General features: G+C 72.7%; 12 protein-coding genes. 5 read left to right on the forward strand and 7 right to left on the reverse strand.

Annotation, left to right across the window (positions count from 1 at the left end; all coding sequences use genetic code 11):
- Positions 1 to 10 precede the first annotated feature (10 nt).
- The 7 genes from ACWDAS_RS00780 to ACWDAS_RS00810 all read right to left on the reverse strand — a co-directional run bounded on the left by ACWDAS_RS00780 (position 11) and on the right by ACWDAS_RS00810 (position 11,703).
- Positions 11 to 4,444, reverse strand: a complete 4,434-nt coding sequence (locus ACWDAS_RS00780; RefSeq protein ID WP_450386111.1) for a tetratricopeptide repeat protein — start codon at positions 4,442 to 4,444, stop codon at positions 11 to 13.
- Between the two features lie 71 nt (positions 4,445 to 4,515).
- The gene (locus ACWDAS_RS00785) at positions 4,516 to 5,952 is read right to left on the reverse strand and encodes an MFS transporter (RefSeq protein ID WP_450386112.1); all 1,437 of its coding nucleotides are present in this window, start codon (positions 5,950 to 5,952) and stop codon (positions 4,516 to 4,518) included.
- Positions 5,949 to 6,515 (reverse strand): TetR/AcrR family transcriptional regulator, encoded by a 567-nt coding sequence (locus tag ACWDAS_RS00790; protein ID WP_450386114.1) that lies wholly within the window; start codon positions 6,513 to 6,515, stop codon positions 5,949 to 5,951. The genes ACWDAS_RS00785 and ACWDAS_RS00790 overlap by 4 nt, the downstream gene beginning before the upstream one ends.
- Positions 6,516 to 6,616: 101 nt before the next feature.
- Positions 6,617 to 8,053 carry an argininosuccinate lyase gene (gene argH, locus ACWDAS_RS00795; protein WP_450386116.1) on the reverse strand — a complete coding sequence of 479 codons (1,437 nt, stop codon included), beginning with the start codon at positions 8,051 to 8,053 and terminating at the stop codon, positions 6,617 to 6,619.
- A 91-nt stretch (positions 8,054 to 8,144) separates the two neighbouring features.
- A complete protein-coding gene (locus ACWDAS_RS00800; protein ID WP_450386118.1) occupies positions 8,145 to 9,338 on the reverse strand; it encodes an argininosuccinate synthase in 1,194 nt (397 codons plus the stop codon).
- A gap of 137 nt (positions 9,339 to 9,475) precedes the next feature.
- Positions 9,476 to 10,954: a sensor histidine kinase gene (locus ACWDAS_RS00805; RefSeq protein ID WP_450386119.1), complete on the reverse strand. Its 1,479-nt coding sequence runs from the start codon at positions 10,952 to 10,954 to the stop codon at positions 9,476 to 9,478.
- The gene (locus tag ACWDAS_RS00810) at positions 10,951 to 11,703 is read right to left on the reverse strand and encodes a response regulator transcription factor (protein WP_450386121.1); all 753 of its coding nucleotides are present in this window, start codon (positions 11,701 to 11,703) and stop codon (positions 10,951 to 10,953) included. Before ACWDAS_RS00810 ends, ACWDAS_RS00805 begins: the two co-directional genes overlap by 4 nt.
- 126 nt (positions 11,704 to 11,829) lie before the next feature.
- Between ACWDAS_RS00810 and ACWDAS_RS00815 the strand changes: the two genes are divergently transcribed.
- Genes ACWDAS_RS00815 through ACWDAS_RS00835 form a run of 5 tightly spaced genes read left to right on the forward strand, consistent with a single transcriptional unit; the run spans position 11,830 to position 16,417 of the window.
- Entirely contained in the window at positions 11,830 to 13,200 is a 1,371-nt protein-coding gene (locus tag ACWDAS_RS00815) for a ferredoxin reductase family protein (RefSeq protein ID WP_450386122.1), read from the forward strand.
- 5 nt (positions 13,201 to 13,205) lie between these two features.
- Positions 13,206 to 13,670 (forward strand): FMN-binding protein, encoded by a 465-nt coding sequence (locus ACWDAS_RS00820; RefSeq protein ID WP_450386124.1) that lies wholly within the window; start codon positions 13,206 to 13,208, stop codon positions 13,668 to 13,670.
- Between the two features lie 32 nt (positions 13,671 to 13,702).
- Complete coding sequence (locus ACWDAS_RS00825) at positions 13,703 to 15,088, forward strand: ferredoxin reductase family protein (protein WP_450386591.1); 1,386 nt, start codon at positions 13,703 to 13,705, stop codon at positions 15,086 to 15,088.
- A gap of 7 nt (positions 15,089 to 15,095) precedes the next feature.
- The gene (locus tag ACWDAS_RS00830) at positions 15,096 to 15,638 is read left to right on the forward strand and encodes an FMN-binding protein (RefSeq protein ID WP_450386125.1); all 543 of its coding nucleotides are present in this window, start codon (positions 15,096 to 15,098) and stop codon (positions 15,636 to 15,638) included.
- A gap of 2 nt (positions 15,639 to 15,640) precedes the next feature.
- The gene (locus ACWDAS_RS00835) at positions 15,641 to 16,417 is read left to right on the forward strand and encodes an FAD:protein FMN transferase (protein WP_450386127.1); all 777 of its coding nucleotides are present in this window, start codon (positions 15,641 to 15,643) and stop codon (positions 16,415 to 16,417) included.
- The last annotated feature ends 13 nt before the right edge of the window (positions 16,418 to 16,430 follow it).

Genomic DNA, 16,430 nt, shown 5'->3' on the forward strand with positions numbered 1-16,430 from the left:
CCGGGCCCGCTCACAGCCGCGGCATCCGCCCGACCGGGCCGTTGCCGGTCGGCATCCGGGCCGGGGTGAGGACGACCTCGCCGCGCGGGCCCCGCGAGATCTGGCCGATGCTCGCGGACAGATCCGCCTCCATGCCACCGGGCAGCTTCAGCCGGATGAGCACCGGCAGCAGGAAGCCGACCGCGATGAGCCCGGCCAGCACCGGGGTCAGGGTCGTCAGCATGACGGCGGTGACGTGGTGCTTCCACAGGAAGTCCACCCATGCCGCGGCGAGGACGGCGGTCGCCACCAGCACCAGCACGGCGCTGCTCAGCCGGCTCCCCCGCGCGGCCCGGGCGTCCTCCTCCAGCAGCCGCAGCGCCCGCTCCGCGTCCTGGTGCGCGGGGTCCAGACGGCGGCAGCGCTTCAGGAAGTGCTGGGCCCGGCGCCGGTGGAGCAGTTTCAGCCGGACGTCGACGGTCTGCGTGCCGAGGCGCTGCTCCACGACGCCCGCCACGAAGTGCGGTTCGGCCTCCCGCTCGGCGAGCCGGATCGCGGCGCGGGCCTCCTGGCCGGCGTCCCGGTAGCGGTCCGCGCTCTGCTCGGCGTCGCCGGCCTGCACCAGCAGCCGTGCGAGCGCGAGCCGCAGCTGCCACTGCGGCTGGTCCCGCACCCCGGGCCGGCCCAGCACGCGCCGCAGTTCCTCCTCGGCGCCGCCCAGGTCCCCCGCGCCCTCCGCCAGCGCCACGGCGAGCCCGAGGGCCGCACTGCCGCTGTCGGGGTCGACCGCGACGGCCCGGCGGAACTCGCCCGCCGCCTGCGCCGTCGTCCCGTCGCCCGCGCCCTCACGGGCCCGGTGCAGGGCGAGGCTGCCCAGCTCCACGTGGGCCTGTGCGTCGTACCAGTCCAGCTCGACGGCCCGGCGCAGCACGGCCTCGGCCTCCTCGTACCGTCCGAGCTGCACATAGAGGGAGCCCAGGTCGGTGTGGCAGCGGCCGTACGGGTCCAGTTCCACCGCCCGGGCGAAGTGCCGCTCGGCGGCGGCCGTCTCGCCGCGCCGGTGGGCGATCAGCCCGAGGCAGGTGTGGGCGGCGGCGTTGCGGGGGTCCTCGCGGCTGACGGCGCGGCAGTGGGCGGCGGCCTCGGTGAGACGGCTGTCGATTTCTCGAGCGGCATCCCCGAGCTCGGCTCGGCGAATCAGTGCCCATGCTTGGCCCAGCCGCGCCTCGTGGTCAGTCGGCCTGAGCCTCATCGCCTCATCGAACGAATCTGCGGCGTCGAGCGGGCGCCGGTCCAGCAGAGCCACCCAGCCGGTCGCAACAAGAACATCGGCCCGCTTGTGAGGGCCTGGTGCGGAGCGCCGCTGCTCGTCAAGGAGCGCCAGAGCCGTGCCGTAGTCACGGCGTTCGGCGTGCACATAGGCCAGTGCCACACGGGCGTAGGATAGATGAGGACGATTGCCGAGGAATTCCTCAAGGATGCCTTCTGCCTCGTCCAGGCTGCCCGATGCCCGCAGGGTGGTGGCCCACTGCGTGTGCGCGGCGGCGCTGCACGGGTCGTCCGCCACGGCCCGCTCGCACTGCGTCAGTGACTCGGCGAGCCGACGCTGCTCGCGCAGAGCGTACGCGAGCCGGCATCTCACCGAGACTGCACGCGGCGCCCGTCCGAGCAGCGCCTCGGCGGCGCGCTCAGCCTCCTCGAACCTGCCGAGCTCAACAAGGGTGTCGATCAGCAGTCGACAGGCCCACTCATGTTCTGGGTCCAATTGCAGAGCCCGCCTCAGGTGCGGCAGGGCGTCCTCGTGTCGGTGGCGTTCGGCCAGCACGTAGGCGGTAGCCACGTGTGCAGGCGGTTTCCCGGGGTGCTGACGGCGGGCCTTGAGGGCCGCCGCCTCTGCCTCGGGCCAGCGATGCAGCGTGCAGAGGATTTCGACATGGTAGGTCAAGACGCGCAGGCGATCCGGGTCGCAGGCCAGCGCCTGCTCAACACTGAGCAGGGCATCATCGAAGCGGTCCTGATCCGCCTGTAGGTAGGCCATTGCCATGTGCGCCTCGGCCTCCTCAGGATGTGCCTCGAGGTACTTACGAAGCACCTGTTCAGCCTCGTCCCACTCGCAGGACCTCCTCAGCAGTGCCACGAGCCATTCGACGCCGCTCCACGCGTCGTCCGTCAACTCCGCCGCTCGCAACGCGTACGGTCGGCCCCTGTCGGGGCGCTCCATGGTCCAGTAAAGCCAAGCTGCCCATACCAGCACAGTCGGGTCGTCCGGGCGGATATCAAGCGCCCGCTGCGCCCACCGCTCCGCCTCGTCATAGCGGCCCAGCCTACCCAGAATGGAAATTCCACTGCACAAGGACCCCCGAGAGGCGGGATCGCGCTCCAGGCCCCTTTGGAAGGCCTCCATCGCTTCCGTCAGACGGCCCTGCCGCTCCAGTGCCGATCCGATCCGGTTGTCACCGAAGGCCGAGTGCGGCCAGACCTCGATGAGACGCGCCGCCGCGCTTTTAGCGGCCTCCCAGTCCTCACGCTCCTCGTGGACATCACAGAGGACGCTCAGGGCCCATTTGCCGTCTGGTTCGAGTCGCAGAAGATCCTCAACGGCATCCAGTGCTGCTGGGTAGTCCTCTCGGGAGAGCAGCAGTTGCACGCGTTCCCGCATCAGCCACACCGGATCCCCGCCATGCCGACCCCCAGCCTGGAGAGCATCCTCCGCCTCGTCCCAACGCCGGGCATCCCGCAGGATCTGCGCGCGAACCGCGTAAGCCGCGCTCCACCAGGAGTGCACCGCCAGCGCCTGCTCCGCCGCATCAAGGGCTTCCTGAGTACGGTGCGCAGCATTCAGCACCCGGGCGAGTGCCACATGCGGTTCGGGGTTCGACGGCATGTCGGCTATCCAGCTACGCGCGGCCGACTCCGCCTCGTGCAGGCGTCCGAGGTTCTCCAGTGAGAGGAGACGGAGAATACGCGCCCGCTCCCGGCGGGGCTCCGCGTGCAATGCGTTCTCCGCGGCTACGAGTGCCTCGCGGTCGAACTCCCGGCCATTGAGAAGTTCGGCCTGCCGTTCCCACAGGAATCCCTCCCAGGAGCCACAGCGGTCCGTGGTGCGGGCCTCCGCGATGGTGGTCATGGCGGTGTTCCAGCATTGCATGGACTCAAGCACGTCCAGGAGCTGCCCGAAAATCTCCTTGTCCATGGGTGCTAGCGCACGAGCCCTGTGCAGCTGCTCCAAAGCCTCCTCGTTGCGCGCGAAACAGGCGAAAACCGCTGCCCGCATCGCCAAGATGTCCGCGTTGGCGGGAAAGACGCCTACAGCGTTCTCCGATTCCACCAGTGCCTGGTCATATCGGCTCCGTCGCAACAACAGCGATAGCCTGGCCTCTCTTGACCGGGCCGAGAAGGGGCGAATACGCAGCGCCTCGTCCACCAAGGCAAGAGCCTGCTCCTCCCGGGATTGCGTCAACTCTGCCCACGCAGTCTCGACTCGGATCCTCGACGAGTAGGGACACAGCTCCATGGCCTCTCGCCCGGTCGCGGTCGCCGTGTGGAGGTCTCCCCGCGAACGAAGCGCCCTCACCTTCAGTCGAAGCGCATCGGCCCAGCGGGGTTCGTAGCGAAGGGCTTCGTCGCACGCGGATATTGCCTCGTCCCAGTCCGAGGCATCCAGGAGGTCCACGGCGCGCTGCGCGTGCAAGTCGGGCCGTCGCGGTTGACGTTCCGAGGCACGACCGCCCGCCCGCAAAGCGCTTTCGACAGTGCCGAAGTGGCGCTCGAAGCGGATCTCCGCCCTGAGCAGGCGTCCGGAGCCGGAGTCAAGTGCGCGCGCGACGCTCAGATGGCGGCGGGCCTCGTCCTTCTCACCAGCGAGGCAATGCATTTTGGCCGCCGCGCAGCTGATCCTGACGGAATCGGGGAGGCGGTTCGCGGCGTCGGCGAGGCAGCGGATCGCTTCCTGTCGCTCACCGTTGTCCCAGAGCGCCCAGCCCAGTTCGGTCCAAGCAACATCCCATCGCGAGTCGGCCCGGGTAGCGGAACGCAAGACGTCACATGCCTGCTCCCACAGGGCGCAGCCGCGATGAAGCCGGCCGAGCGAGACCAGCAAATCTGCCGACTCGGGCAGGAGTGCGAGGGCCGCGGTCCCCTCCACCATCGCCTCGTCGAGGCGGCCCATGCGGTCGAGGGTGGCGACACGCCATCCCGCCGCTGGGCCGTATTCCGGTTCATGGCGCAGGGCGGCGGCGAACTCCTCCAGCGCGGAACCGTGTGCGTACTGCTGCAGCCGCAGTCGCCCGCGTGCGACATGCAGTCGGGCCATCCGCGCCGGATCACCGGCTGAGCGGGCGAGTTCGGCATCAATGAGGGTGTCGGCCTCGTCGTAACGGCAGTCGAGGCGGTGCGCCCGCAGGACGGCGAGGACGTTCGCGACCCCCGAGTCCTGTCCGGGCTGTGCGTCCGCGTCTGTGCTCACCGTGCTCCCTCCCCCGCGGCGGGTACCGGCAGCATACGGACAACACCGCATTCACGTCAGGGGAGTTGGTGTCAGTGCACACGGCCCTCCGCGAGCCGCTGCCCGCGCAGCAGGCGCCAGGCGGCGGCGGCCGCCAGCAGCAGGACGGCGCCGCCGACGCCGGAGGCGGCTCGCAGGCCGTCGGTGAAGGCGGCGGGGTCGGCCGAGGCCGGGCCCCCGGCGATGCCGGTGACGATGGAGCCGAGGAGCGCGATGCCGAGGGCGGCCCCGAGTTCGTACGCGGTCTCCGAGACGCCGGACGCGGCACCGGCCTGCTGCGGCGGCACGCTGGAGAGGATGACGTCGGCCGTGACCGTGAACGACAGTCCGGCACCGGCGCCGACCACCAGCAGGGCCGCTCCCAGGAAGAGGTAACCCGTGCCGGGCCGCAGCGCGACGAGCGCGAGCAGGGCCAGGCCGGTGGCGGCGAGGCCGCCCGCGACGGCGCCGGGGACCGACCAGCGGCGCGCGACGGCGCCGGCGACGAGCCCGGTGGCGGCGGCACCGAGGGTCGCGGGGAGTTCGCACAGGCCGGCCTGGAGCGGGGAGCGGCCCTGCACGAGCTGGAGGAACTGGGAGAGGAAGAAGACGCTGCCGGCGAGCCCGAGCACGGTGAGCAGGTCCGCCAGCACCGCACCGGAGAAGCCCCGGTGCCGGAAGAGCCGCATGTCCAGCAGCGGTCCGGGCAGCGCGAGTTGCCTGCGGACGAAGGCGAACAGGCAGGCCGCGCCGACGATCCCGGTGCCGAGGGCGACGGGACCGGGGCCGTGGACGGCGAGCTGCTTGACGGCGTAGACGACGCCGAACATGCCGATCAGCGAGAGCAGGACGCTCACCGGGTCCCACGGGCCGGGCGCGGGGTCGCGGGACTCGGGCAGCAGCCGGGCGCCGACGACGAGCAGCACGGCCATGACGGGCAGGTTGATGAGGAAGACCGAGCCCCACCAGAAGTGCTCGAGGAGGATCCCGCCGACGACGGGGCCGAGGGCGGCGCCCGCGGTCGAGATGGCGCCCCAGACGCCGATGGCGAAACTGCGCTCGCGCGGCTCGGGGAAGAGGGTGCGGATCAGGGCGAGCGTGGACGGCATGAGGGTGGCGCCCGCCACGCCCATGAGGGCGCGGGCGGTGATGAGCATGCCCGGTGTGGTGGCGTACGCGGCGAGCACGGAGAGCGCGCCGAAGGCGGCGGTGCCGGTGAGCAGCAGCCGCTTGCGGCCGACGCGGTCGCCGAGGCCGCCCATGGAGACGAGCAGGCCCGCGATGACGAAGGAGTAGACGTCGCCGATCCACAGCAGCTCGGTGGAGGTGGGCCGCAGGTCCTCGCTGAGGAAGGGCACGGCGAGGCCGAGCACGGTGGCGTCGACGGCGATGAGCAGCAGGGCGAGGGTGAGGACGCCGAGGGCGAGCCAGCGGGCGGGGTGGCCGCGGTGGTCCTGGCGCGGGGTCGTGACGGGCGCGGCGGTGGTCATGAGCTGCTCCCGGTGTCACGGGGCGCGCGCAGCATGCCGCCGAGCAGCAGCTCGGTGACCATGCGGGCGGAGTCGAGGCGGGCCATGCGGCCGTCCTGGACGGACCAGGCCGAGGCGGCGATGAGTGCGTAGAGCGCCTCGACGAGCCAGGCCGGGGTCAGGTCGTAGCGGAAGGCCCCGGCTTCCTGGCCGCGCCGGAAGAGCGCGGCGACGCGGGCGTCGATGCGGGCCCAGCCCTCGTTGATCTCGACGAAGTCGTAGAGCTGGTTCTCGCCGTAGAGAAAGGCAAGGAAGCCGGAGACGGGCACGGCCTCGGTGATCAGCCGGCGTACGGCCTCGACCGGGTCGCCCTCCTCGATGCGCGCGGCGTCCAGGCGCTCCTCGGTCTGCGCGATGCCGAGCACGCCGAGGGCGCGCACCAGCGCGTCCCGGCCGGGGAAGTGCCGGTGGAGGGTGGCGCGGCTGATGCCCGCGGCCTTGGCGATCTCGTCCATGGAGGCGGTGGCCCGCCGCGACAGCAGGTCGGCGGCGTCACGCAGGACCTGCTCACGATCCAAGCTCATGAGACAAGGCTAACCCGGATGAGACATTGATGTCTCACATGAGAGGACGGAGTAGCCCGGCCGAGGTCGACGACCCGGCCGGGTTCCCGGAGGACGAAGGGTCAGCCCCTGGCCTGCTTGGCCTGCGCCCACGCCAGCTGGACGACGAGGTCCCGCTTGACCTCGGCGAGCTGCACGACGACCGCCGACGGCGCGGTCCCGCCACGCCCGTCACGGGCCGCCAGCGCGCCGGGGACGTTGAGCACCGTGCGCACCTCGGGGGTGAGGTGGGGGGAGATCTTGGCGAACTGCTCGTCGCTCAGCTGGTCCAGCTCGATCCCCTCGGCCTCGCAGACCTTGACGCACTCGCCGGCGACCTCGTGCGCGACGCGGAAGGGGACACCCTGCTTCACCAGCCACTCGGCGATGTCCGTGGCGAGCGAGAAGCCGGCCGGGGCGAGCTCCTCCATCCGCTCCCGGTTGACCGTGAGGGTGGCCATCATGCCGGTGAAGGCGGGCAGCAGGACCTCCAGAGTGTCGCAGGAGTCGAAGACCGGCTCCTTGTCCTCCTGCAGGTCGCGGTTGTACGCCAGCGGCAGCGCCTTCAGCGTGGCGAGCAGCCCGGTCAGATTGCCGATGAGGCGCCCGGACTTGCCGCGGGCGAGCTCCGCGATGTCCGGGTTCTTCTTCTGCGGCATGATCGACGAACCGGTCGAGAAGGCGTCGTGGAGCGTGACGAAGGAGAACTCCTTCGTGTTCCAGATGATGACCTCCTCGGCGATCCGCGAGAGGTCGACGCCGATCATGGCGGTGATGAAGGCGAACTCGGCGGCGAAGTCCCTGGAGGCCGTGCCGTCGATGGAGTTGCCCACCGAGCCGTGCTCGAACCCCAGGTCCCGGGCGACGGCCTCCGGGTCCAGCCCCAGCGAGGAGCCGGCCAGGGCGCCGGAACCGTACGGGGACACCGCGGTGCGCTCGTCCCACTGCCGCAGCCGCTCGGCGTCCCGGGACAGCGCCTGGACGTGGGCGAGCACGTGGTGGGCGAAGAGCACCGGCTGGGCGTGCTGCAGATGGGTGCGGCCGGGCATGGCGACGTCGATGTGCGCCTCGGCGAGGCGGACCAGGGCCTGCTGCAGCTCGGCGACGAGCCCGCCGATGATCCGGGCGTGGTCGCGCAGGTACATCCGGAAGAGCGTGGCGACCTGGTCGTTGCGGGACCGGCCGGCCCGCAGCTTGCCGCCGAGGTCGGGGCCGAGCCGCTCCAGCAGGCCGCGCTCCAGGGCGGTGTGGACGTCCTCGTCCGCGATGGTCCCGGTGAAGGAGCCGTCGGCGACGTCGGCCTCCAGCTGGTCGAGGCCGGCGAGCATGCGGGTCAGCTCGATGTCGCTGAGCAGGCCCGCCTTGTGGAGCGCGCGCGCGTGGGCGCGGGAGCCGGCGATGTCGTACGGCGCGAGCCGCCAGTCGAAGTGGACGGACGCGGAGAGTTTGGCCAGCGCCTCCGCGGGACCGTCGGCGAAACGGCCGCCCCAGAGCCGGACGTCGCCACTGTTGGTGCTCACTGCTCTGCTCGCTTCCCTCGGGGGTCGATGTGCGGCCGCCTCCCCGCCGTGGAGGGGCGGGGAGGCGGGCTGCCGTGGTCGAGGCTACTGACTAGGCAAGGTCGCGCTTGGCGGCGATCTTCGACGACATGCCGAAGATCTCGATGAAGCCCTTGGAGAGGGACTGGTCGAACGTGTCACCGGTGTCGTAGGTCGCCAGGTTGAAGTCGTACAGCGACTGGGCCGACCTGCGGCCGGTGACGACGGCGCGGCCGCCGTGCAGGGTCATCCGGATGTCGCCGGAGACGTGCTGGTTGGCCTCGTTGATGAAGCCGTCCAAAGCCCGCTTGAGCGGGGAGAACCACAGGCCGTCGTAGACCAGCTCGCCCCAGCGCTGCTCGACCTGCCGCTTGTAGCGGGCCAGTTCGCGCTCGACGGTGACGTTCTCCAGCTCCTGGTGGGCGGTGATCAGGGCGATGGCGCCCGGGGCCTCGTACACCTCGCGGGACTTGATGCCGACGAGGCGGTCCTCGACCATGTCGATCCGGCCGACGCCCTGGGCGCCCGCGCGCTCGTTGAGCTGCTGGACGGCCTGCAGGACGGTGACCGGCTTGCCGTCGATGGCGACCGGGACGCCCTGCTCGAAGGTGATGATCACCTCGTCGGCCTCGCGGGGCGTGGCCGGGTTCTGGGTGTACTCGTAGACGTCCTCGATCGGGGCGTTCCAGATGTCCTCGAGGAAGCCGGTCTCGACGGCGCGGCCGAAGACGTTCTGGTCGATCGAGTAGGGGGACTTCTTGGTGGTGGCGATCGGGAGGTTCTTCTCCTCGCAGAAGGCGATCGCCTTGTCCCGGGTCATCGCGTAGTCGCGGACCGGGGCGATGCAGGTCAGCTCGGGGGCGAGCGAGGAGATGCCGGCCTCGAAGCGGACCTGGTCGTTGCCCTTGCCGGTGCAGCCGTGGGCGACGATCGAGGCGCCGTGCTTCTTGGCGGCGGCCACCAGGTGCTTGACGATGGTCGGCCGGGAGAGCGCGGAGACCAGCGGGTAGCGGTCCATGTAGAGGGCGTTGGCCTTGATCGCCGGGAGGCAGTACTCGTCGGCGAACTCGTCCTTGGCGTCCGCGACCTCGGCCTCGACGGCGCCGCAGGCCAGCGCCCGCTTGCGGATGACGTCGAGGTCCTCGCCGCCCTGGCCGACGTCCACGGCCACGGCGATGACCTCGGCGCCGGTCTCCTCGGCGATCCATCCGATGGCGACGGAGGTGTCCAGTCCGCCCGAGTAGGCGAGTACGACGCGCTCGGTCACGGGTCTCTCCTTTGGTGCGCGAGGTCGAGTGCGTATGGCGGGGGCTGATGATGCATACGCTGTTGGGTATAAGTATGCACTGCTCTGCATGCTTCGTCAATCGGCCGTGTCGCCGCAGGTCAGAGGGGGCGCGTGGGTCAGGCCGCCGCGGTGCGCGGCAGCCGCACCGTGAACTCGGTCGCTCCCGGCCGGCTCTCCGCCGCGACCGTGCCGCCGTGCGCCGCGACGACGGCGGCGACGATCGACAGCCCGAGGCCGGCCCCGCCGCCCGCCCCGGGACGGCGGCGGTCGGCGCGCGTGAAGCGCTCGAACAGCGTGTCGCGGAGGTCGCCCGGGATGCCCGGGCCGTCGTCGGCGACGGTCAGCACCGCGTCCGCGCCCCACTGCTCCAGCCGTACGGTGACCTTCGTGCCGTCCGGGGTGTGCAGCCGGGCGTTGGCCAGAAGGTTCGCGATGACCTGGTGGAGCCGGTGGGCGTCACCGGTCACGGTGACCGGGTCCTCGGGCAGGTCGAGCAGCCAGCGGTGACCGGGCCCCGCGGCCCGGGCGTCGTCGACCCCGTCCAGCACGAGCCGCGTCAGGTCCACCGTGTCGCTCTCCAGGGGACGCCCCGCATCGAGCCGGGCGAGGAGCAGCAGGTCGTCGACCATCTCGCCCATGCGCCCCGACTCCGCCGCCACCCGCTCCAGCGCCCGGGTCACCTCGGCCGGTACCGGACCGGGGTGGCGCAGCGCCAGCTCGGCGTGGCCGCGGATCGAGGCGACCGGGGTGCGCAGTTCGTGGCTGGCGTCGGCGGCGAAGCGGCGCAGCCGCTCCTGGCTGGTGTGCCGCCGGGACAGGGCGTCCTCGACATGGCCCAGCATGCGGTTGAGGGCGGTGGCGACCCGGCCCACCTCGCTGCGCGGGTCGGCGTCCGGGGCGCGGGCGGGCAGCGCGACCTCGCCGCTGGCGAGCGGCAGTTCCGTGACGGCGGCCGCGGTGGCCGCCACCCGGCTCAGCGGCCGCAGCGACCAGCGCACCCACAGCGCCCCGGCGACCCCGGCCACGGCCAGGGCCCCGCTGAAGACGGCCGCCCCCACCAGTTCCAGGCGGTGCACGGCCTGGTCCACCCCGTCCAGCGGCAGCCCGGTCACCAGGATGTCGCCGTCGTCTCCGTGGCTCGCGTAGACCCGGTAGTCGCCGAGCTCCGACAGCTCGGCGTCATGGGCCCGCCCGTCGACGGGCAGGGCCAACAGTGCCGCCCGGTCGCCGGCGCTGAGCCGCACCGAGGTGTCGGTGCCCGAGCGCACCACCGCCGCGTCGGTGACCCGCGCGCCCAACAGGCGGGCGCCGAAGGTCCCGGGCGCCTGGCGCCGGGTGTCGGCGTGCTCGTCCCCGTCGGGCCTGATCTCGTCTGCCCGGTGCTCCAGGCTCGCCGGGAAGCGTCCGCCCGCCTCCACCAGCTGCTGGTCGAGCCGTTCGGTGAGGACGCCGCGCAGCGCCAGCACAGCCGCCACCCCGACCGCCGCGCAGCTGATCGCCAGCAGCACCACCAGGCCCCAGGTGAGCCGGGAGCGCAGCGTGTGCGGCCGCAGACGTCCGGCGACCCGGCGCAGGGCGGCGGTGGCGCGGTTCACGGGGAGGCCGGTTTGAGGACGTAGCCGGCGCCGCGCACGGTGTGGATCATCGGTGGGCGGCCGGCGTCGATCTTCTTGCGCAGGTAGGAGATGTAGAGCTCCACCACATGGGCCTGCCCGCCGAAGTCGTAGCTCCAGACCCGGTCCAGGATCTGCGCCTTGCTGAGCACGCGGCGCGGGTTGCGCATGAGGAAGCGGAGCAGCTCGAACTCGGTCGGGGACAGCTCCACTGCCGTGCCGTCGCGGGTGACCTCGTGCGCCTCCTCGTCCATGACCAGGTCGCCGACGGTGAGCAGGGTGTCCTCGGCGCGCTCGCGGCTCATCCCCGCGCGCCGCAGCAGCCCGCGCAGCCGGGCCAGCACCTCCTCGAGGCTGAAAGGCTTGGTGACGTAGTCGTCGCCGCCCGCCGTGATGCCGGCGACGCGGTCCTCTACGGAGTCGCGCGCGGTGAGGAACAGCACGCAGACGTCCGGCCGCTCCGCGCGCAGGCCCCGCAGTACGGAGAGCCCGTCGGTGTCCGGGAGCATGATGTCGAGGACGACCGCGTCCGGCTGGAACACGCGGGCCTCGGCCAGCGCGGAGGCGCCGTCACCGGCCGCGCGCACCTGCCAGCCCTCGTAGCGCAGGACACCGCAGAGCACCTCGGCGAGGTCGGGCTCGTCGTCGACGACGAGCACCCGCACCGGGCTGCCGTCCGGGCGGGTCAGTACCGGCAGGGGGCGGGCCGGTGCCGCTCGTCGTGACTCCATGACGTTTCCAGCATCTCTCCACTTCCTCTGAATTCTCTCTGAGTCCTGCGCGGGGACGGGCGGCTCAGAGCGCCCTCACAGGTACGCCGCGCACAGTGGGCCTCCCCCGACCCGGAGGTCCTGACCGTGACGACCGTCCACCGCTCCGCCGGCCCCCGCCACGGCGCCGCGGCGCCGGGCGCCGCGCGGCGCTCGCCCGCACCGTACGTGCTCGCGGCCCTCTGGGCCGGCGCGGCGGGCGTCCTGGCGCTGTGGTGGCGGGACACGCCCTCGGTCGTCGGCGCCGCGGGCTGGCTGACCGGCGCGGGCCGCATCACGGGGCTGCTGTGCGGCTACGCGTGCGCGGTGCTGGTCGCCCTGATGGCGCGCGTCCCCCTGCTGGAGCGAGGGGTGGGCAGCGACCGGGTGGCCCGGTGGCACGCCGTCGCCGGCCGCTGGACGCTCAGCCTGCTCGTCGCGCACGTCGTGTGCACGGTCTGGGGCTACGCCGCCCAGGACGGCGCCCCGGTGCTGCGCGAGGCGGCGGGCATCGTGCTGGACTACCCCGAGATGCTCAAGGCGACCGCGGGCACGGTGACCCTGTGCACCGTGGGCGTCGTCTCCGTCCGCGCGGTGCGGCGCCGGGTCCGCTACGAGACCTGGTACCACATCCACCTGCTCACCTACGCCGCGGTCTTCCTCGCCTTCGGCCATCAGCTCGCCCTCGGCGCGGACTTCGCCGGGAACGGCCCGGCCCGGGCCGCCTGGTACGCCCTGTACCTGGGAGCGGCGGGGCTCGTGCTGTGGTTCCGCGTGCTGGTCCCCGTCCGCCTGAACCTGCGGCACCGCCTCCACGTCGTGGGCACGGTACGGGAGGCGCCGGGGGTGCACTCGGTGCTGCTGGGCGGCCGCCGGCTGGACGAGCTCGGGGCCGAACCCGGGCAGTTCCTGCGCTGGCGGTTCCTCGCGCCGGGCATGTGGTGGACCGCCACCCCGTACTCGCTGTCCGCGCCGCCCTCACCGCGGGGACTGCGGATCACCGTCAAGTCGCTGGGCGACCACAGCGCCGCGGTGGCCGCGCTCCGGCCCGGGACCCGCGTGTGGGCCGAGGGACCGTACGGGGCGCTGACGGCGGGCCGCCGCCGGGCGGCCAAGGTCCTGCTCGTCGCGGGCGGGACCGGCATCACGCCACTGCGGGCGCTCTTCGAGACGCTGCCCGCGCGCCCCGGCGACCTGACGCTGCTGTACCGGGCCCACCGGCCCGAGGACCTGGCGCTGCGCGGCGAGCTGGAGGCCATCGCCGCCGCCCGCGGCGCGCGGCTGTTCTACGCGCTCAACTCCCCCGACGGCACCCGGGCCCGGATCACCGCGGACGGGCTGCGCGCGGTCGTGCCGGACCTGAGGCGCCACGACGTCTACCTGTGCGGGCCGCCCGGCATGGCGCTCGCCTGCCACGACGCACTGCGCGCGGCCGGTGTGCCCGCCTCCCGCATCCACCATGAGTCCTTCGAACTGTGAGAGCCGTGAGAACGCATCCGCTGCGGCGCACCGCCGTGACCGCCGCAGCCACCGTGTCCGGGATCGTCCTGCTGCCGGCGCTGAAACCGCACACCCCGGCGGTCCCGCTCGCGGTGGCCCCCACTCGCGTCTCCTCGTCCTCCTCGTCCTCCTCCGCGCCGTCGGCGGCGCCGTCCGGCCCGGCGGCCGCGGGGGCGCGCACCGCCGACGGCGAGACCGCGCAGACCCGCTACGGGCCGGTGCAGGTACGGGTCACCGTCCAGGACGGCCGGCTCACCGCGGTGACGGCGCTGCAGGTGCCTTCGGACAACCCGCGCGACCAGCAGATCAACGGCTACGCGGTCCCCGTGCTGACGCAGGAGGCCCTGGACGCGCAGAGCGCGGGCATCGACGCCGTCTCCGGCGCCACCTACACCAGCGAGGGCTATATCACATCGCTGCAGAGCGCGTTGGACAAAGCGGGGCTTTGAGCGCCGCAGCAGAACCGCCCGTACAGATGCGCATGGCGGCCACGACCACGATGATCCACAACAGCAGGGCGGGCAGGCGGCAGTCCATGCGCCGGATCCGGCCCCGCCGTTCCCCAGCGATCCCCCTGCTCCTCCTCGCCTGGGCGGGCGCCGCCTGGGTCGTCTGGCTGTGGTGGGGCAACACGCCCTACATCCAGCCGACCACGGCCCGCTGGCTCACCGCGGCCGGCCGGATCACCGGTCTGCTCGGCGGCTACACCATCGCCCTGGTCGTCCTCCAGATGGCCCGCGTCCCCGCGCTGGAGCGCCGGGTCGGCAGCGACCGGGTGGCCCGCTGGCACGCGATGAGCGGCCGCTACGCGATCTCCCTGGTCGTCGTGCACGTGGCGCTGATCCTGTGGGGCTACTCCGAGCAGTCGGGGCAGCCGATCGTCCAGCAGTCGGTGTCCGTCGTCCTGGACTACCCGCGGATGATCGAGGCGACGGCCGGCACCGCGCTGCTCCTCGTCATCGGCTTCGTCTCGGCGGGCGCGCTGCGCCGCCGGCTGCGCTACGAGACCTGGTACTACATCCACCTGCTCACCTACGCCGCGGTCTATCTGACCTTCTGGCACCAGCTCGCCACCGGGGCCGAGTTCGCGGGCAGCGCCACCGCGCGCGGCATCTGGTACGCCCTGTACGGGGCGGTGACGGGGCTGGTGCTCTGGTACCGGGTGCTCGTCCCGGTCCGGCTGAACATGAAGCACCGCATGCGGGTCGCGGAGACCGTGGAGGAGGCGCCCGGTGTCGTCTCGGTCCTGATCAAGGGGCGCCGGCTGCACCGGCTGGGCGCCGAGCCCGGCCACTTCTTCCGCTGGCGTTTCCTCGCCAAGGGCCTGCGCTGGAGCGCCAATCCGTACTCCCTGTCGGCGCCCCCGCGGCCCGACCTGCTGCGGATCACCGTCAAGGCCGTGGGCGGTCACAGCTCGGCGCTGGCTTCGCTCCAGCCCGGCACGCGGGTGTGGGCCGAGGGCCCGTACGGGGCGATGACGGCCTCCCGCCGCCGTGGCGGCAAGGTGCTGCTGCTGGCGGGCGGGGCCGGGATCACCCCGCTGCGGGCGCTGTTCGAGACGCTGCCGGCCGCCCCCGGCGACCTCACGCTGCTGTACCGGGCCCGCAGCAGGCAGGACCTCGCGCTGTGGGCCGAACTGGAGGAGATCGCGGCGGACCGCGGCGCGCGCCTGGTGTACGCCGTGAACGGCCCGGACGGCGCCCGCCCGGAGATCACCGCGCACGGGCTGCGGCGGATGCTGCCGGACATCGACCAGCACGATGTGTACCTGTGCGGCCCTCCGGGGCTCGCCGAGGAGTCGTACTCCGCGCTGCGCGAGGCCGGAGTGCCGGAACGCCGTATCCACCACGAGTCCTTCGAGCTGTGAGGTCCCCGTGAAGAAGAAGCACCCGCTGCGCCGGATCCTCCTGAGCAGCGTGACGACCGTCTCCGGCGTCGTGCTGCTGCTCGCCCTGAAGCCGACGACGTCGCCCTTCACCTCGCAGGCGGGCGCCCCGGCACAGCAGCTGCCGCCGGTCTCCGCGGCCCCGTCGGCCGCCGGCCCGGACCCGTCGGTGCCGGTGGCGTCGGCCCCCGCGGGCGGGCGGGGCTCCGGCGGGGCGAAGTCCCCGGGGAACGGGAACCAGGGCGGCGCCCCCGCGCGGAAGACCGTCACCGGCGACGTGGCGCAGACCAGCTACGGCCCGGTCCAGGTCAGGATCACGGTGGAGAACGGACGGATCACGTCGGCCGCCGCCGTCCAGGCCCCCCGCGGCACCCCCACCAGCGACCAGCTCACCGCCACCGCCGTCCCGAAGCTCGACCAGGCCGCGGTCACCGCCCAGAGCGCGCAGATCGACACCGTCTCCGGGGCCTCCTTCACCAGCGAGGGCTACCGGAAGTCGCTGCAGAGCGCGCTGGACAAGGCCGGTGCCTGACGATGTCCGACAACCCCCCGCGACTGCGGCACGTCGAGCACTGCATGGGAACGGTGTTCTCCTTCGACGTGCGCGGCGCCCGCGATCCACGCGTCCGGGCCGCGCTGGAGGCGGCCGTGGCCTCCCTGCACCAGGTCGACGAGGTGTTCTCCACCTTCCGCCCGGACAGTGAGATCAGCCGTCTGGGCCGGGGGGAGCTCGCCCTCGCCGACTGCTCCCCCGAGGTGCGCGAGGTGCTGGCACTGTGCGAGGACGCCGAGCACCGCACCGACGGCTGGTTCACCCTGCGCTACGCGGGCGCGGACACCCCGCCCGACCCCACGGGCCTGGTCAAGGGCTGGGCCGTGGAACGGGCCGTACGGACGATCGCGGTGGCCGGGGCGGAGAAGGTCTGCCTCAACGGCGGCGGTGACGTCCAGTTGGCCGGCGGCCCCTGGCGGGTCGGCATCGCCGATCCGCTGCGGCCCGGCGGGCTGGCCACCGTCGTCGAGGCGGACGGCGAACTGGCCGTCGCCACCTCGGGTCCCGCCGAGCGCGGCTGCCACATCCTCGACCCGTACACGGGTGCGCCGCCGTCCGCCGGGCTCGCGTCCCTCACCGTGGTCTGCCCCTCCCTCGTCGAGGCGGACTCCTGGGCGACGGCCGGTTACGCCATGGGCGGCCGGGCCCGGGAGTGGCTGGAAGAGCTCCCCGATGTGGAGGCCTTCGCCGTCGCTCCCGACGGCACCACCTGGCACACCTCGGGATTCGGGCGATTCGTAGCCAAATTGAGCGCTTGACGATCAGCTGTTC

The organism is Streptomyces sp. NPDC001070 (assembly GCF_053598835.1).